Annotated in this window: 11 protein-coding genes; 10 read left to right on the forward strand and 1 reads right to left on the reverse strand. The window is 34.8% G+C overall.

Annotation, left to right across the window (positions count from 1 at the left end; all coding sequences use genetic code 11):
- Window positions 1-98: 98 nt before the first annotated feature.
- The 10 genes from E1J38_RS07700 (at window position 99) to E1J38_RS07745 (ending at window position 9,637) form a co-directional block, all read left to right on the forward strand.
- Window positions 99-512, forward strand: a complete 414-nt coding sequence (locus tag E1J38_RS07700; protein WP_133355465.1) for a globin family protein — start codon at window positions 99-101, stop codon at window positions 510-512.
- Window positions 513-537: 25 nt separating this feature from the next.
- The gene (locus E1J38_RS07705) at window positions 538-1,359 is read left to right on the forward strand and encodes a c-type heme family protein (RefSeq protein WP_133355466.1); all 822 of its coding nucleotides are present in this window, start codon (window positions 538-540) and stop codon (window positions 1,357-1,359) included.
- Between the two features lie 194 nt (window positions 1,360-1,553).
- On the forward strand, window positions 1,554-1,934 hold the full coding sequence (locus E1J38_RS07710) for a hypothetical protein (RefSeq protein WP_255449825.1): 381 nt from the start codon (window positions 1,554-1,556) through the stop codon (window positions 1,932-1,934).
- A 4-nt stretch (window positions 1,935-1,938) separates the two neighbouring features.
- A complete protein-coding gene (locus E1J38_RS07715) occupies window positions 1,939-2,970 on the forward strand; it encodes a ferredoxin--NADP reductase (protein ID WP_133355468.1) in 1,032 nt (343 codons plus the stop codon).
- 15 nt (window positions 2,971-2,985) lie between these two features.
- Window positions 2,986-3,699 carry a cytochrome c3 family protein gene (locus E1J38_RS07720; RefSeq protein ID WP_133355469.1) on the forward strand — a complete coding sequence of 238 codons (714 nt, stop codon included), beginning with the start codon at window positions 2,986-2,988 and terminating at the stop codon, window positions 3,697-3,699.
- 228 nt (window positions 3,700-3,927) lie between these two features.
- Window positions 3,928-5,322, forward strand: coding sequence for a CmpA/NrtA family ABC transporter substrate-binding protein (locus tag E1J38_RS07725; RefSeq protein WP_133355470.1), 1,395 nt, complete (start codon window positions 3,928-3,930; stop codon window positions 5,320-5,322).
- Between the two features lie 34 nt (window positions 5,323-5,356).
- Complete coding sequence (locus tag E1J38_RS07730; protein ID WP_133355471.1) at window positions 5,357-6,463, forward strand: ABC transporter permease; 1,107 nt, start codon at window positions 5,357-5,359, stop codon at window positions 6,461-6,463.
- A gap of 85 nt (window positions 6,464-6,548) precedes the next feature.
- Complete coding sequence (locus E1J38_RS07735; RefSeq protein ID WP_133355472.1) at window positions 6,549-7,397, forward strand: ABC transporter ATP-binding protein; 849 nt, start codon at window positions 6,549-6,551, stop codon at window positions 7,395-7,397.
- Window positions 7,398-7,406: 9 nt separating this feature from the next.
- The gene (locus tag E1J38_RS07740; RefSeq protein WP_133355473.1) at window positions 7,407-8,237 is read left to right on the forward strand and encodes an ABC transporter ATP-binding protein; all 831 of its coding nucleotides are present in this window, start codon (window positions 7,407-7,409) and stop codon (window positions 8,235-8,237) included.
- A 158-nt stretch (window positions 8,238-8,395) separates the two neighbouring features.
- On the forward strand, window positions 8,396-9,637 hold the full coding sequence (locus E1J38_RS07745; protein WP_133355474.1) for an alginate export family protein: 1,242 nt from the start codon (window positions 8,396-8,398) through the stop codon (window positions 9,635-9,637).
- A gap of 170 nt (window positions 9,638-9,807) precedes the next feature.
- Here E1J38_RS07745 and E1J38_RS07750 read toward each other — a convergent pair whose 3' ends face one another.
- Entirely contained in the window at window positions 9,808-11,685 is a 1,878-nt protein-coding gene (locus E1J38_RS07750) for a RagB/SusD family nutrient uptake outer membrane protein (RefSeq protein ID WP_133355475.1), read from the reverse strand.
- Window positions 11,686-11,877 lie beyond the last annotated feature (192 nt).

Raw genomic sequence — 11,877 nt, forward strand, 5'->3', positions numbered from 1 at the left:
ATATTAATTTTAGTTCTGTACTTATAATTTTGTTTTCAGATAAGTATTAATACTTATTTATTTTCTGGTGAGAAAATTTATTACAAAAGCAATATACTATGGAACAAAAAACAATAACACTTGTACAAGAATCTTTTGAAAAAGTAAAACCTATAGCCCCTGCCGCTGCAGAGATTTTTTACGGTAAACTATTTGAATTAGATCCAGAGTTGAAACCACTTTTTCCTAGTGACGAGGGAGCTATGAAACAACAGGGTAACAAACTAATGTCCATGCTAGCGGCAGCTGTGGCTGGTTTGAGTAATCTTGACGCTTTAATACCAATCCTTCAAGATTTAGGTAAACGTCATGTAGAGTATAAGGTAGAGGCTTTTCATTACGAAACTGTAGGTTCAGCACTTCTAAGTACGCTAGAAGCTGGCCTAGGAGACGACTTTACTCCCGAGGTAAAAGCAGCTTGGGCTTCTGTATATGGTATTATGGCAGATGTCATGATTAAAGCAGCATATTAATAACTAACACATAAAAGAAGGAATTATGGAATTAACTAAAATTAAAAACAGAATCATTGCACTTACTATATTGAGTACGCTACTAATTTCATGTGGCGGTGTACCAGAGGAAAAATCTGCAGTAGCTTTAGAAGAAAAAACATTTTCTGTCGAAGAAGTTCTGGAAATGGTAGCCAAAGAGAATGATGTGACAAGAACGCTCTATACAAAAGCTATTGTTGGCAAGGGTAAAAAGCAAGGCATGAAATTCGATGAAGATTGGAGAAAAGATGATATTGAGGCAGGTCCGCTTCCAGCATTATTTCTTAGAGGTGTGGCCACAAGTATTAGAAAGGGACCAGTTCCGTTGGGTCTTTACTTAGGTTCAGATTTTCCAGTAAATGCAGCCAATAAATTTGAAGGTAAACAAGCTGAATTATTTTCACAGATTAAAAAGGATCAAAAACCTCAATTTTTTTATGACGAAGATCAAAAATTACACACAGCTATGTTTGCAGATTTAGCAAGCGCAGGTGCCTGTGTATCTTGTCATAATGAACACCCACAAACAGCCAAATCTGATTGGAAATTGGGAGATGTTATGGGGGCAACAACATGGCAATATCCAAAAGACTCCCTAACATACAAAGAAACAGTAGCAGTATTGAATTCTTATGCTAAAGGTACAGTAGATATATACATGGAATACTTAGATGAAATCGAAGCCTTCAAAGAAAGTGAAAAACCAGAAATTGGCAGTAAATGGCCAGAAGAAGGAAACTATCTACCAACAGCCGAAGTTTTCTTAGATAGTGTTAGAAAACTAGCGTCTTATGAAACAATGAAGCAGTTAGTAGCTTCTAAATAAATAATTTTAGTGTTAATGAATGTTGCAATCTGGCTCATTACTTACATAGTATGGGCCTCTGATTGTGATATTATTTAATATTTATATTCATAATGGTATTAAGTAATAATAAATCTACGCTTTTTGGCTTGTTACTTTTCGTGGCATTTTTTGTACAATTTTTTCTAAAAATTGAATGGTCTTGGCTGTTAGAAATGCAACAAGACGAAATGTACAAAAGATGGTCTGGTTTATTGTTGGGGCTTCTAATAGCTTTTCAATGGCTGCTATCTCTTGTGAGAACTAGCAAAAAACTAAGAAAATATGCTATGTCAATGCAGAATATACACAAATGGTTAGGAGCTATTAGTCCGTTGATTTTTTACATACACAGTATAGGAATGGGTTATGGATATTTACTTTTACTATCTTATATATTCTTTTCAAATACCATTCTAGGATATTTCAATCTAGACGTTATTAAAAATAACAGTGATACACTATTTAAAGGCTGGATGATTGGTCATGTATCGTTATCATTAATTATTACCATTCTTATGGTATTCCATATAGTAATGGTGTTTTATTACAAGTAAATCTATGAAATTAGTAGTTAAAGATATAATAAGAGAAACCAATGATGCTGTAAGTTTATCTCTTAAAAATGGTAACTTCTTTAAGAAACTAAAGTACAAACCTGGTCAGTTTTTAACTATACATGTACCTATTGGTAATAAGGTTCATAAGCGTGCTTACTCATTTAGTAGTAATCCTTACACAGACAAGGATTTGAAAATAACTATAAAACGTGTTGAAAAGGGGGTAGTTTCTAACTATCTACATGATAATCTTAAAATTGGAGATAAACTGGAAGTAGATGCCCCTGCAGGTTCATTTTGTATTAATCCAAATAATAAAACTAAAAAGCAATATGTTTTATTTGCTGGTGGTAGTGGTGTCACACCCATGTTTTCCATAGTAAAATCCGTTCTAACGGAGGAAAAAGACTCTAAAGTTCTTTTGGTATACGCTAATCAAAATTTAGAATCCATTATTTTTCATAAGGAAATCAAAGCGCTAGAAAATGAGTATTCAAATAAGTTTGCTGTAGAGCATATTGTGTCTGTTTATGATGGTCCCAATAATAACTATCATGTTGGTTTGGCAACACGTAGACTTATTGATAAAATCTTTTTAAAGCATGATATTAGCTATAGTAGTGAACATGCTTACATGATATGTGGTCCTTTTGGCTACATGGAAAAGATAAAAGAAATTTTAAAAGACAATGGTATTACAAGAGATAAAATAAAACTAGAGGTTTTTAAGGCACCGCAGATTAAGGTATCTGGTAAAAATTTATTGAGCGATGTTACCCTTAAGTATAAAGGAAAAGAGTACCAATTACAAGTAAGAGGTGATAAGTCAATCCTTAATCAGGCTATGTCAGACAATATTGTGATACCATATTCATGTAGATCAGGAATGTGTTCTACATGTAAGGCTAAATGTATAGAAGGTGAAGTAAAAATGACTGATGGTCACCTGTTAGCAGATGAAGATGTTGCAAGTGGTAGCATACTTACCTGTATCACTTATCCTTTGAGTGAAAAAGTTGTTATAGAAATTTAGATAAAAAGTTAGTCTATGTTTAAAATAAGCCCTTTACGAAAACGGCAAGTGATAGGAGGAATTATTGGTTTAATACTTGGTAGTTCCTTATTTTATATATTGACGTTGGATTCTACAGAAAAGTATATCTCCATAGGTCCAATGAATACAGGGCATCAAGATTTATCCTGTTTTGCATGTCATGCAGATGCTAAAGGAAATTTGATGCAACAAATTCAGTCTAATATATCCCATGCTTTCGGTAATAGAAGTGAGGGGGTAGATTTTGGAACGCAAGATGTAACCGTAGATAATTGTTTAGAATGCCATGATAGAGCTAATGATAGGCACCCAACTTACCGATTTTCAGAACCTAGATTTAAAGATGCTATTAAAGTAATTAACACAACCACTTGTATTACTTGCCATACAGAACATCATGATAAAGAACGCGTATCTCTCAAAACAGCTGATTACTGTATGAACTGCCATCAAGAATTAGTAGTTGAGAATGACCCTCTGGATGTTTCTCATGAAGATTTAATTTCACAAAAGCAGTGGAATACCTGTATTCAATGTCATGATTTTCATGGTAACCACCGGTATGAAGTTCCTGAAAAAATGAAGGATACAATTCCTTTGCTTGATGTTCAAAAGTATTTTGAAGGAGGATTAGATCCATATGGAACAGACAAAAAATATATTGCACTTTCTCAAGAAGAATGGCTTAAAAAATTAAATAAAAACTAAGTATGTACTTAATTCTAAGTAATAATATTTTGTAACCACGTATAAAGTCACACATATCAATTGTCTTTATATCAAATAGTTAATTTTGAAACCTGCTTTTTAGCAGGTTTTTTTGTGGTATAAAAAGTGTTTTTCACATGGTGTTCATCATGAAACAGAAGTTATTATACTTATATATTTGCTTAAAAATTAAGTATTATTACTTAGAAATTAATTAAAACAATGAATATGAAAGCACTAATTAAAAAATCAATCTTAATCCTGCCGGTGGCGGTTATATTATTTTCTTGTGGTAACAAGAAAAAGGATGCAGCTATAGCAGAAAATGTTTCTACAGAAACTTCAAAAACTAAAACACTAGACATTGAAAAACCACAGTTAACTTTTGGTTTTATAAAATTAACAGATATGGCGCCCTTAGCTATTGCCAAAGAAAAAGGATTCTTTGAAGATGAAGGTTTATTTGTATCTGTAGAGGCACAATCAAACTGGAAGAACGTGTTAGATAGAGTAATTGATGGACAGTTAGACGGGTCTCATATGTTAGCGGGTCAGCCTATTGCTGCTGGTGCTGGTTTTGGTCGTCAAGCAGAGTTAGTGACACCATTTTCAATGGACTTAAATGGTAATGGTATTACTGTTTCAAATGATGTTTGGTCTAAAATGAAACCTAATGTGCCTAAAGATTCAAATGGTAAACCAATTCATCCTATCAAGGCCGATGCTCTAAAACCTGTAATTTCAGATTACAAAGCCAGTGGTAAAGCTTTTAAAATGGGTATGGTATTTCCAGTATCTACCCACAATTATGAAATAAGATATTGGTTGGCAGCAGCTGGTATTCATCCGGGAATGTATACTGCTGAAAACGTACAAGGGCAAATTGATGCTGAGGTTTTATTATCTGTAACACCGCCACCACAAATGCCAGCAACGCTAGAAGCAGGTACAATTTATGGTTACTGTGTGGGTGAGCCATGGAATCAACAGGCAGTATTTAAGGGCATTGGAGTGCCAGTAACTACTAACTACGATATCTGGAAAAACAACCCTGAGAAAGTATTTGTTATGACAAAGAAATTTGTTGAAGAATACCCAAATACAGCAGTGGCAGTTACTAAAGCTTTAATAAGAGCAGGTAAATGGTTAGATGAACCAGGAAATAGAGCAGAGGCTGTGAAAATCCTTTCTATGTCTCAATATGTTGGTGCTGATGAAGCTGTATTAGCAAACTCAATGACAGGTACTTTTGAATTTGAGAAAGGTGATAAAAGAGATATGCCAGATTTTAACGTATTCTACAAGTACAATGCAACCTATCCGTTCTACTCAGATGGAATTTGGTTCTTAACTCAAATGAGACGATGGGGGCAAATTCCAGAATCTAAACCAGCAGACTGGTATGAGAAAACAATTAAAGATATATACAGACCAGATATTTGGACAAAAGCTGCTAACCTTTTAGTAGAGGAAGGAAATATTCCAGCAAGCGATATTCCAACAACAGATGGCTATAAGCCCGCAACATCAGATTTTATTGATGGTACTACCTACGATGCTAAAGATCCAATAGGGTATATTAACAGTTTCACAATTGGAAACAAAGACGAGGCTGTAAAATAAAAAGAAATTTACTTAATAAATAGTTTGATTAGTCATGAAGCAAAGTATAACATTAGGAAAAGTAACCAAGTTTATGGGATTAGGTTTTTTAAGCACACTAAAAGACTTATTCACTGGGAAGTTAGAAAAAGAAGATTTTAAAGGTTTTCTTCGTAAAGTAGTCGTACCAATTGCTTCCATACTATTATTTTTAGGTCTGTGGCACTTAGGCTCTCAGTCTTTATACAACACAGAAGCAGAATTTAAAATAGAAAAAGCTCTTAATGATCAAGGTCCTGAGGCTGCCGAAGCAATGCGTGAATGCATTGCTTCGGGAGACATTAGTTGTCAACCAAATACATTGCCTTCACCAGCTAAGGTTTGGGATTCTTATAAATCTTTATTGAAAGATCACCAAATTATTAGTGCTGATAAGACTGAATTTGCAGAAAAAACGGCAACACTCAATGCTAAACGTATTGCTGAGGGTAAAGAACCTATTGTTTATACCGGTAGACCATCGTTTGTTGACCAGATTTTCAGAAGCTTAAAAACGGTATTTGCAGGGTTCTTGTTAGCGCTTTTTATTGCCGTGCCACTTGGAATATTCATTGGGTTAAGTCCTACTTTAAAGAGTGCTTTTAACTGGTTTATCCAAATTTTCAAACCAGTATCTCCTGTAGTTTGGTACTTGTTAGTATTCATGATTGTAAAGACATTATTAATTGACTCTAGTGAGGATAGCTCATTTACCATTTCATTTATCAGTGTTGGTTTATGTTCTATGTGGGCAACTTTAGTAAATACAGCTATGGGAGTGTCTTCTGTAGATAAAGATTACATCAATGTTGCAAAAGTGCTGAAGTTGGGAACGTTTCAAAAAATATTTAAAGTGATTTTACCATCGTCTTTACCATTAATATTTACAGGTTTAAAGATTACAATGTCAGTAGGGTGGATGGTACTAATTGCTATTGAGTTATTAGCACAAAGCCCAGGTTTAGGGACCTTTGTATGGGAAGAATTCCAAAATGGCGCTAATGATTCTAATGCAAAAATTATTGTGGCCATGTTTGTAATAGGCATCATAGGATTCTTATTAGACAGGTTAATGTTATTTGTTCAAAACACCGTGTCTTTTGAAAAAACGGATGCAATATAATGGTGTTGAAATATTTAAATGTGGAATCGTGTAATCGAATAAACAATTAAACGAATAAACGAATAAACGAATAAACAACAAGAAAATGGCATACTTAGAATTACATAATATTAGTAAAACTTACGGTCAAGGTGATTATGCTACCGAGGTACTATCAAATATCAACCTATCTATTGAAGAGGGCGAGTTTGTAGCCATTGTAGGATTTACAGGAAGTGGAAAAACAACCTTAGTTAACTTAATAAATGGCTTGTTGGAACCAAGCAGTGGAGAAGTTTTATTTAAAGGAAAACCTGTTTCAGGTACAAGTCACGAAAGAGGGGTTATTTTTCAGAATTATTCATTATTACCTTGGTTAACCGTAGAGCAAAATGTTTTAATGGCTGTTAAGGAAGCTTTTCCTAAACGAGAAAAAGCAGTTTATAAACGTAAAGCAGCTCATTATATAGAAATGGTAGGTTTAACCCCTGCTATAAATAAGTTACCAAGAGAATTATCTGGAGGAATGCGTCAACGGGTAGCTGTTGCAAGAGCTTTATCTATGAAACCAGATATGATTATTATGGATGAGCCCTTAGGAGCTTTAGATGCTTTAACAAGAGGAACACTTCAAGATCAGATTTTAAATATTTGGGGAAAGGATAAGCGTACCGCTTTATTGATTACCAATGATGTAGATGAAGGTATCTACATGGCAGATAGAATCATTCCTTTAAGACCAGGTCCAAGAGCTACTTTGGGGCCAGAGTTCAAAATTGACATTGAAAGACCTCGTGATAAAACCGAGATGAATGACAATGAAAGCTTTAAAAAAACGCGTAATGCCATAATAGAGTATTTAATGGATATAGGTAATGAAAGAAAATCTGAAGCAACAGAAGAATATGTACTACCAGATTTAACTCCAAAAGATTTTGTTTATCAATTTAAATAATAGCATCAAATGAGTACAACAATTGCAGATAAAAAAACAACAGGTCTCTTGGAAAACGGATTGTTCCCTTCAAATGAAGTGATGCTAGATTTAAGGCAGCTAAAGAAAGTTTATCCAACACCAAAAGGCGATTATGTGGTTTTAGAAGATTTAAATCTTCAAATTAAAAAGGAAGAGTTTGTTACCATCATTGGGCATTCTGGTTGTGGAAAAACTACCATGTTATCTATGATAGCTGGACTAAACCCAATTTCTGGGGGTAATATTTCGGTATTAGGAAGACATATTAAGGGGCCGGGTCCTGATAGAGGTGTTATTTTTCAAGCGCCTAGCTTAATGCCTTGGATGACATCACTTCAAAATGTAATGTTAGGTGTTAACCAAGTATTTCCTGATGCTACCAAAGCTCAACGAAATGACATTGCAAAGTATTATTTACAAAAGGTTGGTTTAGAAGATGCCTTTCATAAAAAAGCTTCAGATTTATCACAAGGTATGCAGCAGCGGGTTGGTATTGCTAGGGCGTTTGCTATAAAGCCCAAAGTGTTGTTGTTAGATGAACCTTTTGGGATGCTAGATTCTTTAACTAGAGGAGAGCTTCAAGATACATTAATTGATATCTGGAATAAAGAAAAAATTACAGCAGTTATGATTACCCATGATGTGGATGAAGCTATATTTTTAGCAGACAGAGTGGTGATGATGACCAGTGGTCCTAGAGCTAAAATTGGAGATGTTTTAGAAATTGACTTTGAGCGTCCAAGAACGCGTAAAGCGGTTCTTGAGCATGACGATTATTATAAATATAGAAAACACTTAATCGATTTCTTGGAACATTAAAATTAATATGAAAAAAGCAGTTACAAACATGAGTTTTGTCATAAAAGAGATATAAAGGTCTTTTTATATTTGCTTCGATGTTTCATACAATGAATAAATAACTAATTCAATTCAATAATAAATAACTAATTCAATAAAGAAAATTAAAATTAGAAAACATGAGAAAACAATACGTATTAATAACAATTTTGGCCTTAGCGGTGCAATTTGCACAAGCACAGTTTACTTTGGATGGTGAATTTAGGCCACGTAGTGAGTATTTTGGAAACGGAGGAAACTTTACAGGAGGCACATTTCCAGCTCAAACGGCTACCGATGCAGATGAAGGATTCATTAGAACAACGGTAAGAGCAGCATTAAATGCCAAGTATAAAGCAGAAACTTATACTGTTTATACAAGTTTTCAAGAAGTATTTGCATTTGGTGACCGACCACAGACTGCAACAAATGGAAATGGTAACTTTAGAGTACAAGAAGCTTGGGCAGATTTAAAATTAGGTGAATTTTCTAGTCTAAAACTCGGCCGTCAACAATTATCTTATGATGATCAAAGAATTCTTGGTGGTTTAGGATGGGCACAACAAGCACGTACTCATGATGCCGCTGTTTATAAGTATAAAAAGGAAAAATTTAGCCTTGATTTGGGAGGGTCTTTAAATACTACTACTGATGAAGTTTACAATACATCAGCATTGTTCTCTTACAGAGATATGGTTTTTGCAAGAGCAAATAGTAAAGGGGAGAAACTGAATTTTACTTTCTTGGGTTTAGTGAATACATTCCAAGATTCAAATGTAGACGGATCAAATAAATCCAGTTTAATAACTGCTGGTATTCATGCAGACTATAATTTAGGTGGTGTTAAGTTAACTACAAACTTATTTGTACAAGAAGGACAGAGAATAGGTGGAGTAGATGTTAAGGGTGCTTATTTAGCAAGTTTAGCGGCAAACTTAAAATTGAGTGATAAAAGCTCACTTACGGGTACAGTAGAGCGTATTTCAGGTAGAAATTCTGAGTCGGCAGCATTCTTTCCATTATATGGTACAAACCACGCATTTAATGGATTAATTGATAGATTCTATGTTGGTAACCACGCAAATGCGGGTGGATTAAACGATTTTCAATTATCTTATGCAACCAAAATTTCTGGGGTTGCAGTTACACTAGCAGGACACTACTTTACAGAACAATCAGATCTTGACGGTTTGGGTAACGATTTAGGATCGGAAATAGATATTGTTTTAGCCAAAAAATTTAAGGAGTTTACTTTAGTAGGGGGGTATTCTCATTTCTTTGAGCCAAGTGAAGTAGCAGATTTGCCTGGTGTAAAAGATACGCAAAACTGGGCTTGGGCCATGTTAGTAATCAAACCAAAGTTTTTAAATACAGCTAAATAATATTTAAATATAACCTGAATTCATTCAGGTTTATCATGACTAGTTTTAAAAATCCCGCCTGCTTGCGGGATTTTTTTATACTTTTAGGATTTGCTAATTAATACTAAAAAAAGAGTCTTCTATTTAATTTTAGAAGACTCTTTGTAAAAATTATTTAAAAATATCAAAGCTTACCACCCTGGGTTTTGAGGGAAACCTTCATAAAATTGTGTTTGATTCGCTTCAAAAGGTAACCAATAGTGTTTTGGATATTCACACACACGCTCTACAATAAGGAACTCTTCAAAGAAAGTCCAATCTTTATCAAAATATAACCCTGTTTTCATTTTGTATTTATCTTCATGGGCAACTCCCCAACGGCGTATATCCATCCATCGGTGTGCTTCCCAAGATAATTCTACAGCTCTTTCGCGTCTCAATTCGTCCATGAACTTAGTATTGTCTGCAACAATGGCAGGATGTACATGAGGAACTCCCGCTCTATCTCTTAGTGTATTGATAGCTTGTTCTGCAGTTAATCCAAAACCGTTAGATGCTGTAGTAGCTCCTTTAGCAACATGAAGGGACTCTGCATACATGAGGTACACATCTGTTAATCTCATATGAATGCGCATTCCTGTAAATCTTCTAATAATATTGTTTCCTTGCTGTACATGGTATTGACCATTAATCTCTGGATAAAACTTCTTAAACATGTAACCTGTTTGTGAAACATTATTCGCGCCACGGTGAGAACCAGAATTACCACTTCCATCATCCCATAACTGGGCAAATTTATTTGCTGCCGGCACACCTCCTCTGGTTGAAATCTGGTCTCTATCTGTAAAAATCCATGCTTTAAAACGAGGGTCACGATTGTCAAATGGTTTAGTAGGGTCATAAGTTGGGGTGCCATAAGCACCACTCATATCATCTTCAATAGACAATCCGTTGGCCATTCCAAAATTATTGTATATAAAATTATGGGTCGCACTTTCATTTCCTGATGACGATTGACCAATAGGTCTTGGAATACCAGCTGCCATAAAAGCAATTGTTTGACCAACAGATGAACCTCCTGAACCTGCAAAAATTAATTCTTTAGCTTCTGGAGCTAAACCAGGCCACCTGTTTGCTGGTGTTTCCCATAATACCTTCTTGTAGTCTTCCATGTTTTTTGCTAAGGAATACTCACCAGCTTGTTCTAGCTTAAGCACTTCTGCAAAAGCCTCGGCAGCCATAGCTGCTAGTTCGGTATCATAGGTATAGGTATCAATCCCTGGTTGGTTATTGAAATGCATTAACGGACTAGCCGCCCAAAGTAAGTTTTTACCTTGAAATGCGTAAGCAGCCCCCTTGGTTACTCTACCTGCATTGTCGCCTAGCGTATTTTGCCCGTAGGGTTCATCATCCCAATCTACAGGTAATAGTTCAATAGCTTTTTTGTAATCTTCATTAACAGACAACGCTACTTCTTTGTAAGTTTCTGGACGCGGTGTAGTAATGGCTCCTTCATATACCTCAGTGATATGTGGAAAACGCCCCCAGAACTTCATGATTTCGTTATGGAAGAATGCTCTAAAAAAGTAAGCTTGCCCCAATATAACACTCTTTTCTGTCGGGGTTAATCCTACCATTAAATCTTGGTTGGCAATTACCAAATTAGCCTTACGGATACCCAACATACTACCACGCCAAACTCTTGGTCTTTTCCTAGCTTCAGCATTATTAGTATCTCCAGGTAAATTTTGATGTGTATTCTTACCAAGGTAAGCGTATTGTTGGTTCACCCAATTGTTCAATTCTCCTCGATCCACGGCACCACTAAACTGGCTCCCCCTGTATGAGTCGTCCCCAAAAGTGTAATCCTGAAAGGAATGACCCGAAGTACCATATTCAACTACTAAGTTGTACATCTCTTCTACAAATCCTTGAGAAGACTGAAAAGTTGCAAATACATCTGTAATGTCAATTTCAGCTTCTGGTGCTATATCCAGGTATTCCTCACATGAAACCGTTAATAGCAATAAACTTAAGACTAGAAATAGTCTTAATTTAAAGTTTTTCATATTAATTATTATTTATAAAGATCTTTTAGTTTAGTTAAAATTAGTCTTTTTTATAATAGATTTCACATTGTTTATAACTTTTTATAAAAAATTATAAACCATTGATAAATAAGTATTTATATGTTATTTACGAGGTATTTATTGGTTAATATCCTAATTGATTTAATTTTAATTATGTATATTGATTGTTTT

The sequence above is a fragment of the Seonamhaeicola sediminis genome, assembly GCF_004358095.2.
GTDB classification, from domain to species: domain Bacteria; phylum Bacteroidota; class Bacteroidia; order Flavobacteriales; family Flavobacteriaceae; genus Seonamhaeicola; species Seonamhaeicola sediminis.